General features: G+C 37.8%; 12 protein-coding genes. 6 read left to right on the forward strand and 6 right to left on the reverse strand.

Translation table 11 applies throughout. The features are described from left to right. The 5 genes from QMO11_RS05650 to QMO11_RS05670 all read left to right on the forward strand — a co-directional run bounded on the left by QMO11_RS05650 (position 1) and on the right by QMO11_RS05670 (position 8,181). Complete coding sequence (locus QMO11_RS05650; RefSeq protein ID WP_282036420.1) at positions 1 to 1,779, forward strand: arylsulfatase; 1,779 nt, start codon at positions 1 to 3, stop codon at positions 1,777 to 1,779. A 7-nt stretch (positions 1,780 to 1,786) separates the two neighbouring features. Beyond that, entirely contained in the window at positions 1,787 to 3,076 is a 1,290-nt protein-coding gene (locus QMO11_RS05655; protein WP_282036421.1) for a glycoside hydrolase family 117 protein, read from the forward strand. 36 nt (positions 3,077 to 3,112) lie between these two features. Further along, a complete protein-coding gene (locus QMO11_RS05660) occupies positions 3,113 to 5,428 on the forward strand; it encodes a family 43 glycosylhydrolase (protein WP_282036422.1) in 2,316 nt (771 codons plus the stop codon). Between the two features lie 101 nt (positions 5,429 to 5,529). Continuing rightward, positions 5,530 to 6,807 (forward strand): glycoside hydrolase family 117 protein, encoded by a 1,278-nt coding sequence (locus QMO11_RS05665; protein ID WP_282036423.1) that lies wholly within the window; start codon positions 5,530 to 5,532, stop codon positions 6,805 to 6,807. Between the two features lie 87 nt (positions 6,808 to 6,894). After that, positions 6,895 to 8,181 carry a glycoside hydrolase family 117 protein gene (locus tag QMO11_RS05670; protein WP_282036424.1) on the forward strand — a complete coding sequence of 429 codons (1,287 nt, stop codon included), beginning with the start codon at positions 6,895 to 6,897 and terminating at the stop codon, positions 8,179 to 8,181. A gap of 196 nt (positions 8,182 to 8,377) precedes the next feature. Here QMO11_RS05670 and QMO11_RS05675 read toward each other — a convergent pair whose 3' ends face one another. Both QMO11_RS05675 and QMO11_RS05680 read right to left on the reverse strand, forming a co-directional pair. Further along, positions 8,378 to 9,076 carry a hypothetical protein gene (locus tag QMO11_RS05675; protein ID WP_282036425.1) on the reverse strand — a complete coding sequence of 233 codons (699 nt, stop codon included), beginning with the start codon at positions 9,074 to 9,076 and terminating at the stop codon, positions 8,378 to 8,380. Between the two features lie 1,509 nt (positions 9,077 to 10,585). After that, positions 10,586 to 10,990: an META domain-containing protein gene (locus QMO11_RS05680; RefSeq protein ID WP_282036426.1), complete on the reverse strand. Its 405-nt coding sequence runs from the start codon at positions 10,988 to 10,990 to the stop codon at positions 10,586 to 10,588. 136 nt (positions 10,991 to 11,126) lie between these two features. On the opposite strand from QMO11_RS05680, the gene truA reads away from it, so the two are divergent. Then, positions 11,127 to 11,894 carry a tRNA pseudouridine(38-40) synthase TruA gene (gene truA / locus QMO11_RS05685; RefSeq protein WP_282036427.1) on the forward strand — a complete coding sequence of 256 codons (768 nt, stop codon included), beginning with the start codon at positions 11,127 to 11,129 and terminating at the stop codon, positions 11,892 to 11,894. A 79-nt stretch (positions 11,895 to 11,973) separates the two neighbouring features. Here truA and QMO11_RS05690 read toward each other — a convergent pair whose 3' ends face one another. The 4 genes from QMO11_RS05690 to QMO11_RS05705 all read right to left on the reverse strand — a co-directional run bounded on the left by QMO11_RS05690 (position 11,974) and on the right by QMO11_RS05705 (position 16,032). Next, entirely contained in the window at positions 11,974 to 12,717 is a 744-nt protein-coding gene (locus QMO11_RS05690; protein ID WP_282036428.1) for a shikimate dehydrogenase family protein, read from the reverse strand. A 32-nt stretch (positions 12,718 to 12,749) separates the two neighbouring features. Beyond that, a complete protein-coding gene (locus tag QMO11_RS05695; protein WP_282036429.1) occupies positions 12,750 to 13,664 on the reverse strand; it encodes a DUF368 domain-containing protein in 915 nt (304 codons plus the stop codon). Positions 13,665 to 13,777: 113 nt separating this feature from the next. Next, positions 13,778 to 14,533 carry a phosphosulfolactate synthase gene (locus tag QMO11_RS05700; protein ID WP_075602525.1) on the reverse strand — a complete coding sequence of 252 codons (756 nt, stop codon included), beginning with the start codon at positions 14,531 to 14,533 and terminating at the stop codon, positions 13,778 to 13,780. 101 nt (positions 14,534 to 14,634) lie between these two features. After that, positions 14,635 to 16,032 carry a tetratricopeptide repeat protein gene (locus QMO11_RS05705; RefSeq protein ID WP_282036430.1) on the reverse strand — a complete coding sequence of 466 codons (1,398 nt, stop codon included), beginning with the start codon at positions 16,030 to 16,032 and terminating at the stop codon, positions 14,635 to 14,637. Positions 16,033 to 16,079: the final 47 nt, after the last annotated feature.

Raw genomic sequence — 16,079 nt, forward strand, 5'->3', positions numbered from 1 at the left:
ATGAAAAGGGTCTTTTATCTAATGATTTTCCTTGGTTTTTTTGGTTCTACTTTTTCTCAAAAGGGAGAAAAGCCTAATGTGATACTCATTCTTACCGATGATCAGGGAATAGGAGACATTGGCTGTCATGGAAATACCTATATACAAACACCAAATCTCGATGCTTTTTACAAGCAATCGGTTCGAATGACCGACTTTCATGTGAGTCCGCTTTGTGCGCCAACGCGTGGTGCAATTATGACGGGGCGTTACCCTATAAATAATGGGGTTTGGGCTACCTATAAAGGCCGAGATGCTTTATTTGATGGCGCACCAACCATGGCTGATATGTTTAAGCAAAACGGCTACACAACCGCTATGTTTGGCAAATGGCATTTGGGCGATAATTACCCGGTGCGTGCTACAGACTGCGGATTCGATCATGCCGTATTTCACAAAGCTGGTGGAGTAGGAGAGCTTTCTGATTATTGGGGCAATAGCTATTTTGATGATACCTACTACGTAAATAATAAGCCGCAACAGTTCGAGGGTTATTGTACCGATGTTTGGTTCAACGAAACCATCAAGTTTATAAAGGAAAATAAGAACAAGCCTTTCTTTATTTACTTGCCTACAAATGCACCCCATAGTCCATTGATTGTGGATGAGAAATATGCAGCACCTTACCGATCAGAAGTAGGAAAAAATATATACAGCGCTGAGTTTTACGGAATGATTACCAACATAGATGAAAATTTCGGCAAGCTTGAGGAGTTTCTTAAGGAAATGGGTTTGGCAGATAATACCATCCTGATTTTTACCACAGACAACGGTTCCGGAAATGGAGTCAGTAAAGATGGAAAGATTGGTTACAACATGGGCTTCAGTGGTAAAAAAGGTAGTAAGCTCGATGGCGGTCATCGTGTTCCATTTTTCATTCGTTGGAAAGATGGCAAAATAAAAGGCGGTAAAGATATCCGTGAACTAACAGCTCATGTTGATTTGATTCCAACTTTAGCAGGATTGTGTAAGCTGAAGGTTCCTAAGGCTATGGAATTAGATGGTCTTGATTTCTCACCTCTGTTACGTAAGGAGAGTAAAAATCTACAGCCAAGAAATGTATATGTACACCACCGTCAAGATTGGCGCCCGCCAATGGATATTGAGCAGACTTGCATTATGCAGGATGATTGGCGTTTGCTAAACGGAAAGCAGTTGTACAATATAAAAGACGATAGAAAGCAAAAGAATAATGTTGCCAATGAGCAAAGGGAGTTGGTGATGCAGATGCTGAATGCAAATCAGGAATTCTTAGCAAAAGCAAAAGAAAACACCGAGTATAATGAGTTTACTTGCAACCTAATAGGCCACGCAGCACAAGAGGAAGTTACCCTAAGCATACAGCACGCCATTGGCGAAGACGGTGGAATTTGGAAAGCAGAACAAGTATGCGCAGGCAAGAAGAATAAGAACAACAGCCACGCCATTAAAGTGGAACGCGACGGTAAGTATCAGGTAGAATGTCGCCGTTGGCCCAAAGAATGCTCAGGGCCAGTGTGGGGTATTCCATCAGAAAATCCCAAAGGGATGTATACCTACCAAACCATTCATCCTGAAAAAGTAAGAATCAGCATCGCTAATAAAATCCTCGAAAAAGCAATAACAGAAAAGGATGAGGCCGTAACTTTTACAGTGAATCTTGAAAAAGGAAAAACGCTTTTAGTTAATGATTTCATAGAAGGAAAACAGAACTATGGCGTATACTATACTTACATAAAATATCTAGGCAATAAAAACTAATAACTTTATGAAAAAGAAAGAGATAATAGTGTTATGCTTAATATCAATATTCGTTTTTTCGTGTACCACAAAAAATGAGCAAGAGATAAGTAAGCCCCATCAGGTATTTCCCCACGCAATGCCTGAGTCAAAACCTGATTTTGCGCTAAGTGCAGCGGCAGAGCGTATGTTCGATTATCCGGCACCTCGAGTTCAGGATAATGAATTGTTTTCGCAATTTAAATACACACGTTTAGAAGGTTTTGATTATAATGGCGGAGATGGAACCATCACGCGTCGAGATCCATCGCGACCTGTTTTAATTAATGGTAAATACTATATATGGTATACCAAACGCCATACAAAAGTGCCACCTCTTGGCTGGGGAGAAGCAGATCAGGCTACCGACGAAATTCCATCTACCGATTGGGATTTATGCGATTTATGGTATGCTACTAGCCAAGATGGTTTTAAGTGGGAAGAACAAGGCGTTGCAGTGGCTCGACCAAAGAAACCTGCTTTAGGTTGGCGTTCTGTGGCTACGCCTGACATTTTAATTTGGGAAGGAAAGTACTACCTATATTTTCAGGCATTCAACGAACCAAGCGGAACACGCGGCGATTGGTGCCCTATATCAATGGCCTATGCTGATTCACCAGATGGCCCCTGGACACACACAGGGAAAGAGTTAGTACCAAGAGGTAAAAAAGGAGAGTGGGATCAGGATCAGACACAAGACCCGCATCTTATTGTACGTGATGGTAAGATCTACCTTTACTACAAAGCAGCCTATAATAAATGGCCCGATAAGAGAGATAAATATGCAGTTGCCCACGGTCTGGTAATAGCTGATAACCCATTCGGCCCATTTGAAAAGCATCCTTTAAATCCGGTTTTAAACTCAGGACATGAAACCACATATTTCCCGTTTAAAGAGGGAATTGCAGCTTTAGCAATTAAAGATGGCAACGAAGCACAAACCATACAATACGCTGCCGATGGTGTAAATTTTGAGATTGCAGCAACCGTTGAGTTAACGCCAACTGCTTGCGGATTTTATACGCCAGATGCTTTTACAAATACTGAGTATGGCCGAGGTGTAACCTGGGGTGTCTGTCACTTTATTAATGCAGCAACATCACGCGATAGAAAACACTCTATCATTGCCCGTGTCGATTGTGATTTAAGTTTAGATGTAGATGAAAAATCGATGAAATCAACCGGAGTTTGGCATCGTCCTGAAGTTTATTTTAAACAAGGTTTGGGCGGTTTAAGAAAGAAACGAGAAGAAGCTGCAAAGCAATTAACGCAGCAATAGTTGTAAAAATTATATGCTATAATAAATACTTGATTTATGAAACAAATAGTAGTTACATTATTATGCATTATCGCAGTCATCAGTGCTCATGCACAAGAAGATTTTAATTTTGGAGAGTTGCTTCCTGAAAAGTTTGATAAAGCAAATATTATTCAGGAAGAGGATTACAATGTGTGGGGAACCAACATTTTAAAAGGAAAGGATGGTAAATACCATGCCATATATTCAAGGTGGTTAAAAAGTAGAGGCCACCATGGTTGGGTTACACATTCCGAAATTGCACATGCGGTTTCTGATAATCTTACTGGACCATACAAGTTCAAAAATTTAGTTTTGCCACCTAGAGGCAATCAATATTGGGATGGCGATTGTACTCACAACCCGCATGTGATAGAGTATAAGGGCAAATATTACCTATACCATATGGGTAACCGAGGAAGTGGTTATTGGGATAAAACTCCTGATGACAGAATGCCTTCAATTGAGAATGACCAAGAGTGGTGGATAAATCGCAACAATCAGCGTATTGGTTTGGCTGTGGCCGATGATTTAAACGGTGAGTGGAAACGTTTCGATAAGCCTTTGATTGATGTTACAGGCGATAGAATGATGACTTCAACGCCAACAGTAACACGCCGTAACGATGGTGTGTTTTTAATGGCCTATAAATATGTTGAGCCGCACCCAAAGTTTAAAAATGGTAAAGTGGTTCATGTAACCGCAACATCTCGTTCGCCTCTCGGACCATTTACTGATACGGGTGAGCCTTTTATTGAGAAACCCAAAGCTTCATTTGCCATTGATGATCATGTAGAGTGGATTTATAACGGTAATTATTATTGCTTGGCTAAAGATTCGCGCGGCGTTTGGAGCGATTACCCCGATGGATCTACCATGTTATTTGAAGGCAGTGATATGGGCTTTGATTGGAAACCTGCTAAAAACTTTTTGGTAATTAAAGCAGGTGAAATTAAATGGACGGATGGCACAGTAACCAAAACGGAAAGAACAGCAGATATGCCAAAATTCTATATGGAGAATGGTATGCCTAAGGCTTTGATTATTGCCATCTTGCCAAAAGGGAGTGAAGTTTCGTATTCCTTGGTGATTCCTTTAAAAACGGCGAAGCCAAAAACTGAGGCTTTTCCATATCAGGTTACTGAGTATTCAAAAGATTACGAATTGAGCTCAGCTTTAGATCGCAGTTTTAATCAGTATCCATCGCATGTAAATGCTGAAAACGAACTTTACACGCAGTTTAAATATACCAAGCTTACGGGCTTTGATTATAACGATGGGGATGCAACCATTACCCGTCGCGATCCTTCGAAGGTGCTTTTTGAAAATGGCAAATATTACGTGTGGTATACCAAGAGAGAGACTCCAATTGCTCCGGTAGGTCGTTTCTCACAAGATTACTCTGTGATGGAAACAGATGGTACATGGAATGACACCATCCCCACAACCGATTGGGATTTGGCTGAGGTTTGGTATGCAACCAGCAAAGATGGTTTCCATTGGGAAGAGCAAGGTGTAGCCGTTACGCGTCCTGAGTATCCAATTCCGGGATGGAGAGCAGTGGCAACACCCGATATCTTAAAGTTTAAAGGCAAGTACTATATCTACTATCAGGCATTTACAGAGCCAAGCGGTGTGCGTGGCGATTATTGTCCGGTAGGTGTGGCTTACGCCGATAACATCAATGGCCCGTGGACGCATGTGAACGATGTAGTGATTCCTACCGGAGCCAAAGGAGAGTGGGATCAATTCGCCATTCAGGCGCCAACGCCATTGGTAAAAGATGGTAAAATATACGTGTACTATAAGGCAGCATTCAACCGCCCGCAAACGGTATGGAGCGGTATTGGATTGGCTATTGCTGATAATCCGCTTGGCCCATTTAAAAAGCACGACTTGAATCCGGTTCAGAACTCAGGTCATGAGATTTGTTTCTTCCCTTGGAAAGAAGGAGTAGCATCATTAACCATTCGTGATGGTAGTGAGCACTTCACTATTCAGTATGCCGAGGATTGGGTGAATTTTGAAGTAATGGCCATTACCGAAATGATGCCAACAGGACCTAATGCTTACATCCCTGATGCATTTACCGATTCTAAAGACGGAAGAGGAATTACTTGGGGTATTGGGCACTTTATCAATTTTAGAGGAAAGAATTCTAAAAGATGGCATTCTGAGCTGTACCGTTTCGATTGCGATTTGAGCAGAGATATGCACGATGAGGAAATGAAACACCATAACTTTTTGCGTAGTCCGGATGAGTATTTTAAATATGGATTAAGCGAAAAGCAACGCAAAAGAATTCAGGAAGACAATCAAAAAATAAATAAATAAACTACCTCTGGGCAAGCCTAGAGAGGCATTAAATACAGTATTTATAAGGCAAGCCTCGAGGTATTAAACCTTTTGGCGGTGCCAATAAAAATTAAGAATATATGAATTTGACTAAGTTATTATCCATCGGCTTAATAGCCACAATGGCATTCTCGTGTACCACTAATGAGAAGAAGGAAGAAGAGAAAGCATCCGGTGTTTTTCCGCATGCAATGCCAGAAATTAAACCCAACATTCCATTGAGTGCAGCCATGGATAGGATGTTCGACTATCCTGCGCCGCGCGTACAAGATAATCCACTGTATACGCTGTTTAAATACTCTGAGATAGATGGCTTTGATTATAATGGAGGAGATGGAACCATCTCTCGTCGCGATCCCTCACGACCAATACTCGTAAACGGGAAGTATTATATTTATTATACCAAACGCCACACTATAGTGCCTCCTATTGGTTCGCGCAGAGCAGCCGAGGCTACCGATGAAATACCATCTACCGATTGGGATTTGTGCGATATCTGGTATGCCACAAGTAAAGATGGTTTTTCATGGGAGGAACAGGGAGTTGCCGTAAAACGCCCAGAAAAACCAACTCAGGGATGGCGTTCGGTAGCTACGCCCGACATTTTAATATGGAAAGGTAAATACTATTTGTATTATCAGGCCTTTAGCGAGCCAAGTGGATTGCGTGGCGATTGGTGTCCGGTATCCGTATCTGTGTCCGATTCTCCTGAAGGACCATTTGAGTTGGGCAAAGCCAATGTAATACCTAATGGTGCCAAAGGAGAGTGGGATCAGGATGTAATTCACGATCCTTTCCCGATTGTATTTAATGGTAAAATATACTTGTATTACAAAGGAACCTACAATAAATGGGAAGACAAAAGAGATAAATATGCAGTGGCAGTAGGTTTAGCAATAGCCGAAGATCCGCTTGGGCCATTTGAAAAAAACACCCTCAATCCTGTGTTAAACTCTGGGCACGAAACTTGCTTTTTCCCTTATAAAAGTGGCGTAGCAACAATAGTTACCCGCGATGGAAATGAGCGCGAAACGGTTCAGTATGCCGAGGATGGTGTAAACTTTAAGGTGCAATCAGCTATTTCTTTACCACCCATTGCTGGCGGACCATATACACCCGATGCTTTTACCAATTCAGGCAATGCAAGTGGTATAAAATGGGGTGTTTCTCATTTTACCAATCAAGGCCAACGAGGAAAAGGTTATTCAATTATTGCACGCTTCGATTGTGATTTAAGTACGGATGAACCAGATAAGTTTTTTAAAGGATCTAATGTATTTCATAAAAGCGATGTATACTTTAAGCAAGGATTAGGTGGAAAGAAGAAAAGTATAAAAGCAGCTACGATGGTTGAGTAGGCTCTTTAGGTATAAGCCTGAAGGCTGAAGGCCAATACGTAATACTAATTATATCAATAGCGATTTACGATATAAAAAGAAAATATCATGAAAAAACTAATGAAGAAAGCATCGTATGCAATATTAGCCCTCGGCTTAATGGCATCCTGTGCACAGCAGAAGCATGAGCAAAAGGAAGTCTCGAACGGGGTATTCCCCTTTGCGATGCCTGATGAAAAACCAAATATCCCATTAAGCGCATCATCTGAACGGATGTTTGAGTACGAAACAAAACGCGTACAGGATAACGAACTGTTTTCGCAATTTAAATATACTCGTCTTCAGGGCTTTGATTATAATGGAGGTGATGGAACTGTTTCGCGTCGAGATCCGTCACGACCTATTTTAGTGGATGGTAAATATTATATATGGTATACCAAAAGGCACACCATTGTTCCGCCAGTGGGCTGGGATAGAGCTAAAGAAGCCACTGATGAAATTCCATCTACCGATTGGGATTTGGCCGATATTTGGTACGCCACAAGTGCCGATGGTACTACCTGGAATGAGATAGGACCAGCAGTTACGCGCCCTGCAAAACCAAAATCGGGATGGCGTTCGTTGGCTACCCCTGATATCTTAGTGTGGCAAGGAAAATACTATTTATATTACCAGGCCTTTGATGAGCCAAGTGGTTTGCGTGGCGACCTTTGTCCGGTTTCAGTTTCTTATGCCAATTCTCCCGATGGACCATGGACACATGGGGGAGATGCCGTAATTCCGTTTGGTAAAGAGGGCGAATGGGATCAGAATGCAACGCACGATCCGCATCCTATTATTTTCAATGGTAAAATTCATATTTACTACAAGGCGGCCTATAATAAGTGGCCCGATAAGCGCGATAAATATGCAGTTGGTCATGGTTTAGTTACCTCTGATAATCCGCTTGGTCCTTTCGAAAAGCATCCTTTAAACCCGGTAATGCAATCGGGGCACGAAACTACTTATTTTCCTTTTCGGGATGGGGTAGCTACCATTGTTATTAAAGATGGTAATGAGCGCGAAACCATTCAGTTTTCAGAGGATGGCGCAAATTTTAATATTGCTTGTTGTATTTCGTTTGCACCAACAGCGGCAGCGCCATATATACCAAACTTATTTGAGAAAGAAGGTGGTAACCGTGGTTTTACTTGGGGATTAAGCCATTTTGTAAATGCTGGAACCCCCGAAAAGTGTTACTCCATTATGGCTCGCTTCGATTGCGATTTAAGTTTAGATAGTAACGAGCCTGGCTTTAAAAAGACTGGTGTATGGCACCGACCAGAAGTTTACTTTGAGCAAAGTATGGAATCGCTTTACAATCACCCTGAAGGGAGATATAAAAAAGAGAAATAGAATTCTACTTAAGCATAATAACAACAAAGCCGCACTTTTAAATTGCGGCTTTGTTGTTTAATTTACAGGCCAGAGACCTTATGTGTAACGAGGTACCAGAGGCATACGCCGAATAATTTACATTTTTTGGTTACTATGCTGAGCGGGTGATAACTTTAAACAACTTCATTAAGCAAGTGTTTTGAGATTAATTAATTTAATGTTGGAAATGCACTTTAGCAACCGTATTATAGCAGTTGGTACATTGATAATATAAAAAAGTATCACCATCTAAATAAAGGTTAATACCCTTACTAATATTTTCAACATTATATTGTATATGGATACATCTATTCCCGTTAGGGTTGTTTTCACCTACTACTTGTTTAATATTATTAATTTCCACGTCAAAACCTTCCTTAAAATATAGTAAAGCTTCTATTTTACTTGTTATTGTAGTTTCTCCTTTTTGCTTATCTAACATTATGTTAAAGTCGTAAATGGGTGCTCTAATCTCTCCTTTTTGATATGCCCCTAAATCACCTTTGCTATAAGTGGATGCTATAACGCCTGAATAAAAAAAGATGGTAGTAGGAAATAGTTCTGTTATAATAGGTGGCAGTTTATTAATTCGATTAAAAAAGAATGGCACTCCATTGTTATTATAATAATAACCATTTGCACCCGGTTCTAATCTTTCAGTCAGCTTTTCTAATAATTCGCTAGGCAATTCATTACTAACAGATTTTAAGTTGCCTTCTATATTTGTAATAACAGCATCAGAAGCTACTGTACTTACATTAGTATGCGTTTGAGCATCTAACTCATTTGTGCTGTTAGTAGTTTGCTTGGTAGTTTTGCAACTTGTTTGGAATACCATTAATAATAGCACTAGGTTCCAATAATTATATTTCATTATTTAGCGTTTCTTAATTCGTTAATATCTTTTTCCATCTCTATTATATATAGCGTCATTTCCCCCTAGCGCGAGCTTTTAGCTCATGACTACAGACTTATCCAACTTTGAATAGTTAAGTTAGTTGGCATCTTTGTAACACAACTGCATTTCCAATATTCAGGTTCTTTTAATTATCTTAATAATACAGGGTTATTGTGTATATTATTTTTTTGCTAAGATAGTACAAACCTATATGTCTGAGATACTGCACAGACTTATGTATTTAATAGAAGCACGAGTTACATACTCGCAGCCAGCTGAGGGGAGATATAAAAAAGAGAAATAGAATTCTATTTTAGCATAATAACAACAAAGCCGCATCTTTTAAAATGCGGCTTTGTTGTTTTATTTACAGGCCAGAGGCCTTATGTGTTATAATGTAGCCAGAGGCATACGCCGAATAATTTACATTGTTTGGTTACTATGCTCATTGAGGAAGGTTATCTGTACTTTGATTTACGCTACAAATAATCAAATCGCACCATATGCTAGATCTTGATTAAGAATAAATTTGGCAAGTCTCATTTGCTACTTATGGCGAAGGCGATGAAATAATTACTTTACCGATGTATCTAGAAGTGATTATAAACAAGTTCTTGATAAATTATAAAGGTTGTTCTTAAGGAGCGGCCGTAAATACTATAAAAGCTGTTATGCGAGGGTTTAAACCTTGTGTTACTGCTTTTTTTGTATGGTTTCACCTGATGGATCAAATTAAGTATTAGATCTTCTATTTTTAGGGATGGATTGTGCGTAATTTATATTTGCCTGCCGGTAGTTTGCATCAGCTTGTCGGTAATTTATATGGGATGGCTTTTAATGCTACCTTGCTTACGCGTAAATCACACGCGCTGGTGTGTATTTTGTATTAGATGTTGCTTAGTTTGCACTGGATTGCCCTCAGTTTACATTGGATGGTGTGTGTTTTGTATTGGCGCTCGCCTTATAAACACTGGGTTTTAATAAAAAATGGCTGTTTGCTCTTGTATTGATTATTGCTCGAAACTTTCTATGGAATGGCTAAGCTTTGCTAGATGGGTTTTGCTAATGTTATGCCACCAACTTACTGACTTTATGCCAATGTGCGGCCCTGATAGGAGTGGCAGCCCTTTGTGGTTTGGATTTAGGCAGCTTTAAGTGGCGGATGCGACCGCAGGAAGCACACGCACGCTTTAGGCTGACTTAAGCTAAAACATAAAGGCTAAAACGCATAGCAGGATATGGCGCCCCAATGCGTACTTTAATAATGCCCCTGTAGTGCCTGCTTTTAGCTCGTAACTATAGACTTATTCAACTATAATTACGCTAATTTCCTTGGGGATTTAACAACAGAAGCCTTGTAACATTAACATTACAAGGCTTCTTATATTATTTCAGCTAGTGCCATAAGCAACTTATAATACCACATAAAATAAAACCCGACAAACAATGAAGCTCGTCGGGTTTATTTATTTGGTAAGTAGTCGTTTACTCTTCTTCCACTAATTCAAAAACAAAAAGAGTCATATCTCCATTAAACAGAAATAACTTATCTCCTTTAATTTTGTATGAATCTACTTCTGAGATTTTAGCATCAACTTCTTGTTCAGGTACGCCATTGCAAAACATGCGTGTTCCCATTAGCACTTCCATCGAAATTTTGTTTCCGTCAACTTCTAATTTTCCGTTAACCTGGTTACAACCGTTGTTTCCACCGAATGTACCCTCGTCAGGATTAAGGTTAAAAGCAGGGGTTTTTACATTAAAAACTTCATTATCAATAGGAGAACCTAGAAACTCAACCATTTTCCAGTTGTTTTTTAAAGGAGCTCCGCTATTACATGCTACTAGAAGAGTAGAGAAAAGTGCTGCAATAAATAATAATTTCTTCATTTGTGTGTAGTTTTAATAATCTAGTTTATGTTTTTTATGTACAAGAAAAAACTATGCCAAAAATTACAAATTGTACTATTAAATGTGACATTCATGTGCTTTCTTTGCAGATATAATTTATTAATAGATTTTCGTAATGGCAAGGTTTTTTATTGAAATGGCTTATAATGGCAAAAACTATCACGGTTGGCAGGTGCAACCTAATGCGATTACTGTGCAAGAAGTAATGGATGATTGCCTTAATAAGATACTTAGAGAGGCCGTAAGCATTGTGGGATGTGGCAGAACGGATACAGCAGTGCATGCATCCTATTTTGTGGCTCATTTTGATAGCGAAAAAAACGAGATTGATGAACAGCACTTTTGTTATAAAATGAATCGTATTCTACCCAAGGATATTGCTGTATATTCTATTACTAAGGTAGATAATGAAACGCATAGTAGGTTTACCGCTACCAGCAGAAGGTATGAGTATCATATTGCCGATTACAAAACACCCTTTAATCATGAGTTTTCTTATTTACCTTATTATAAATTAGATTATGACTTAATGAATGAGGCTGCGGCACTTTTATTTAATTATATAGATTTTACAAGCTTTAGCAAATTACATACCGATGCTAAAACAAATAATTGTAAAATATACCAAGCGCAATGGGATAAGGTAGGTGATAAGTGGATATTTTCGATTAAGGCCGATCGTTTTTTGCGAAATATGGTACGGGCTATTGTGGGTACTCTTTTAGAAGTAGGAAGAGGCAAAATTGGTGTAAAAGAGTTTGCTAGTATTATTGAGCAAAAGGATAGAGGTAAAGCAGGTTCATCGGCCCCAGGCAATGCACTCTTTTTGGTTGATGTAGAATATCCCGATACCTTGTTTAAGTCAAAACATTTAGTGCAATAAAATTTTATAATCGAAATAAAAAAAGCAGAGCGTGTATGGTACGGCTCTGCTTTAGTTTTTTTTATAGAAATGAACTCGACTATTCGTTCCAAATATCCCAAGCTTTAGCAGCTTGCAGATGAAGCATTTCTAATCCGTTTTTAATTTGAGCATTGTTCTTCTTTCCTTCAGCTAAAAATTGAGTCACTTCAGGATTGTATACTAAATCGTAAAAAAGGTGTTTTTCGTTACAAAATTGATAAGGAATATCAGGCTTGCCATTAACCTTCGGAAACATGCCCAAAGGCGTAGAGTTTATAATTAAAGTATACTCTTCCATAATGGACTCAGTTAAATCATCATAACTCAATATTCCATCTTTAGCAGTTCTCGATACGTATTTAAACGCAATATTCATTTTCTTTAATGAGTATTCAACGGCTTTAGCAGCTCCGCCTGTTCCTAAGATGAGTGCTTTTGTATGATGAGCCTTTAGTAAAGGTTTAATCGATTGGGTGAAACCATATACATCAGAATTATGACCTATAAGCCTTGGTTTCTCTTTATTTGTCCAATCGAATTTAATTACATTAACCGCTTTTATTTCTGAAGCATCGGGCGAAAGCTCATCTAAATATTGCATTACTTGTTCCTTGTAAGGAATTGTTGCGTTAAGTCCAGCTATATATGGGTGCTTCTTAATTAATTCCGAAAAATCGTTAATTGACTCTATCGGGAAGTTTAAATAACGGGCTTTAATAGATTCTGTTTCAAATTTATCAGAAAAATACTTTTGTGAGAATGATTGGCTAAGCGGATAGCCTATTAATCCGTAGGTTTTCATATCTAAATGAATTAACTTTTAATATATTATTTCTATTCTGCTTTACTTTGTTTAGCTCCTAAGTATTCTGTTATCCAGATACTGAAAACACCCAAAGCAATAAAAACTAAGGCAATAAAGAATTCGCTGTTAAGCGAAGGTAATTGCCAATCGTATCCCACAGTTTTAACCTTCTCTCCAAATGTCTTTGTAATCTCCTGTTTCCACGGCCATAAAATACCTAGTGAGCCTAATACAAATCCGGTTAGCATTGAAATTGTTTGATCTTGATACTTTTTTAACAACCACGAAAGAAAATGAGAGAATGCTAATAAGCCAATTCCAGCGCCACCAACCACAGGAAGCAATATTTTAAGGTTTAATTCGCTAACAGCATCAACCATTATTAGTTGGTAATTTCCTAATAAAATTAATACGAAAGAACCCGATAAACCAGGTATTATCATACTACACATGGCTACAATACCGCAAATAAATAAATACAACATACTATCATTTTGTGAAGCTGGTGTTGTTATGCTGATAAAAGCGGCAATAGCTGTACCTATTATAAATGTAATTATTGTTGAAGCATTCCATTTACCCACTGTTTTTCCAACAAAATAGATACTGGCTAATACCAAGCCAAAAAAGAATGCCCAAATATAAATAGGGTAAGCAACAAATAAATACTTAAATAATCGGGCTAAGGAGATTATAGCTATACCAACTCCGAGAAATACAGAAATAAGAAAGCCTAAGTCAATATGCTTAGCAAAGTCCTTAAATTGCCCTGATAATAACAGTCTAACTGCTTTTATATCGAAAGATTTTATAGCATTTATTAGTCTCTCAAAAATACCAGTAATAAGTGCGATAGTTCCTCCTGAAACTCCAGGAATTACATTTGCAGCTCCCATAGCAGCACCTTTTAATATATTGCTAGAAAATTCGTTTAGTTTTGTCATTATATTGATAGTTTTTTGTGATTAGATAAAGAAACCAAAAATAATACAATTACTTAAAAAAAAAAGAGGTCGCAACACGACCTCTCTATATTATATAGCTTAATAAAATTTGTTTAAAGGAAGCTTAAAAGTGTATCACCCCTTAGTCCTAAACGAAGCGTTTCTAATGGAATTACTTCATTTGGTGCAATGTTACCCAAGTTTACATTGGCATCAAAATGATTGATAAACCAAACCTGTTGAGATTTTTGAGGGGATTCCCACAAAACATTTTCAGCAACAACTTTTTCTTTTATTTCTTCAATCAATTCAGTATTTGCAGAACCATCGCTATTATAAATACCAATGTTGCCACTTTCACGAGCTTCAGCAATTACTTTCCACGAACCAGCTTGTAATTCTGTTTGCATCATGTAAACCCACTCTTTGTTGGTAATAACTTTATCACCCATTTTTGAGCCTACTTCAGATAATACAGTAACTTGTTCTGATAATCTACGAATGTACTCTAACTTTTCATCATGAGGAATTGGAAGTGCACCGTCAGATACTTCAGCGTACTCCATTTTGTATTTATCTAAGTACCTTCTGTAGTCATCAAACATTCCACGAGCAACAAATGCTTCAAATAAAGTACCACCAAAATAGGTTTTACATTGTGCATTTTTATAAATAGCAAGCTTATCTTCAAGACTGTTAGTAATTACTGATGTTCCAAAACCAAACTTAACAAGGTCAGTAAATTTTGATGAAGATGCTACAAAGTTTTCGCTTTCTCTAAGACTTAAGCCTTTGTCCATCATCATAGTTAATCCATATTCGCGGTTCTTCTCAGGACGTTCCGGAATATTGGGTAATTTTATATTCATCTGTCGATTATTTATATCTTCTTTTAAAATAGAGCCAAAACTATCACAAAATATTGTATTAACCCAATTTTATTAACAAATACACTTATGATACTTGGTGGTTATTTATTAATATAAGATGCAATTTTAGGGATGTTTGTAAGTTGAGGGTATTTATTTAAAACTAAATCTAAGTCATCAGGCAATAACTGTCGAGCCATTACTAAGTGAGCTAAAGATTGTTTGTCGTCATTCTCTTTATGATAAATAATGGCAGCTAAATAGTGCAGTGCACCATTAGTATGATCTTTAATTAGAAGTTTTTCTAGGAATGTGATGGCATCAAAGTCACTCTCCGATTCTTCTAAAAACTGATACATTTCAATCCAATTCAGGGTATCTTCATGTCTATTAATAAGCGCTTTTTTCAAGCATCTTTTTGCTTCTGTCTTATTTTTAGCTTTTCGGTGACTTTTACCAAGATACAACCAAAGTTGAGAAGATTCAGGAGTAATATTTAAAGCCTGATCAAAAGCCTCAATACTTGTTTTATAATCTCTATTTTCATAAGAAGTTCTTCCTAATGCCTCTAATGCCTCTATATGCTCTGGGTCAAGCTCTGCTGCTAATTTATAAAACCTATTGGCTAATTGTAGGTTACCTAAATTCTCCCAACAATCACCCATGTAATAATAAGTTAATGGGGTAAATAAGCTTAGTATAATATGCTCAGTATAGCTATCCAAAGCTTCCTGATACTTTTCTAAATGTGCCAAGCTATTAGCTTTGTTGTAATAAGCTTCACTTAATTCAGGAGAAATAGCTAATGTCATGTTATAAGCATGGATAGCTTTTTCATATAAATCTAGCTTATTGTATAATATACCCAGGTTATACCATGCTGTATCAGAGTATGGATTAATGTTTAGAAGTTGATTGTATACTTCTACGCCCTTGTCAAAGTCATTTAACTTATCATAAGCGTATGCTAACTCAAATAAAATATTTTCCTGCTTTGGAAATTTACCCTTATAATAACACAGTAAGTTTCTCGATTCATTGAAAAACCCATGTTGGTTAAGGGTAAAGCTAATTTCAAAAACAAAATCGCTTAATTCGTCACCACTTGCTAATTTTAATGCTTTCTCAAAGTTCTTTATGGCCAGAGTTCTATTTTTCTGATGCGTATGTATAATGCCAATATTAAGGAAAACCTCACTATTGGTTTTTTCTACCTTTTTAAGATAATCGAGTATTCTTAAAGATGCAGTGTATTCGCATCTCTCAATTAGTATAGTGCTGTATTTAAGCTGAAGAGAAGTAGAATCGGGGTGTTGTCGCAATCCCATGTCTAAGGCTATTTCAGCCTTTTCGTACATGTTATTCTCGTTATAATGATCAAATATCGATTCAATTTGATGAACATCGAAGTAAGATTCTGATCGTTGCTTAATAAGTGATTCAAATCGTTCAATCTCCCCATTTGGTTGATTGTGATTTTCTTGCGAGAAATCTTGCATATATATACTTTGCTGTTAACTGTACAAAAATACCAATTATTTACCTA

Source organism: Saccharicrinis aurantiacus, assembly GCF_947489045.1.
In the GTDB taxonomy this organism is placed as follows: Bacteria; Bacteroidota; Bacteroidia; order Bacteroidales; family Marinilabiliaceae; genus Saccharicrinis; species Saccharicrinis aurantiacus.

Coding starts and splice junctions, on each gene's coding strand:
- truA (WP_282036427.1), top strand. CDS start 11,127: ATGGCAAGGTTTTTTATTGAAATGGCTTATAATGGCAAAAACTATCAC.
- QMO11_RS05690 (WP_282036428.1), bottom strand. CDS start 12,717: ATGAAAACCTACGGATTAATAGGCTATCCGCTTAGCCAATCATTCTCA.
- QMO11_RS05700 (WP_075602525.1), bottom strand. CDS start 14,533: ATGAATATAAAATTACCCAATATTCCGGAACGTCCTGAGAAGAACCGC.
- QMO11_RS05650 (WP_282036420.1), top strand. CDS start 1: ATGAAAAGGGTCTTTTATCTAATGATTTTCCTTGGTTTTTTTGGTTCT.
- QMO11_RS05655 (WP_282036421.1), top strand. CDS start 1,787: ATGAAAAAGAAAGAGATAATAGTGTTATGCTTAATATCAATATTCGTT.
- QMO11_RS05705 (WP_282036430.1), bottom strand. CDS start 16,032: ATGCAAGATTTCTCGCAAGAAAATCACAATCAACCAAATGGGGAGATT.
- QMO11_RS05665 (WP_282036423.1), top strand. CDS start 5,530: ATGAATTTGACTAAGTTATTATCCATCGGCTTAATAGCCACAATGGCA.
- QMO11_RS05670 (WP_282036424.1), top strand. CDS start 6,895: ATGAAAAAACTAATGAAGAAAGCATCGTATGCAATATTAGCCCTCGGC.
- QMO11_RS05675 (WP_282036425.1), bottom strand. CDS start 9,076: ATGAAATATAATTATTGGAACCTAGTGCTATTATTAATGGTATTCCAA.
- QMO11_RS05695 (WP_282036429.1), bottom strand. CDS start 13,664: ATGACAAAACTAAACGAATTTTCTAGCAATATATTAAAAGGTGCTGCT.
- QMO11_RS05680 (WP_282036426.1), bottom strand. CDS start 10,990: ATGAAGAAATTATTATTTATTGCAGCACTTTTCTCTACTCTTCTAGTA.
- QMO11_RS05660 (WP_282036422.1), top strand. CDS start 3,113: ATGAAACAAATAGTAGTTACATTATTATGCATTATCGCAGTCATCAGT.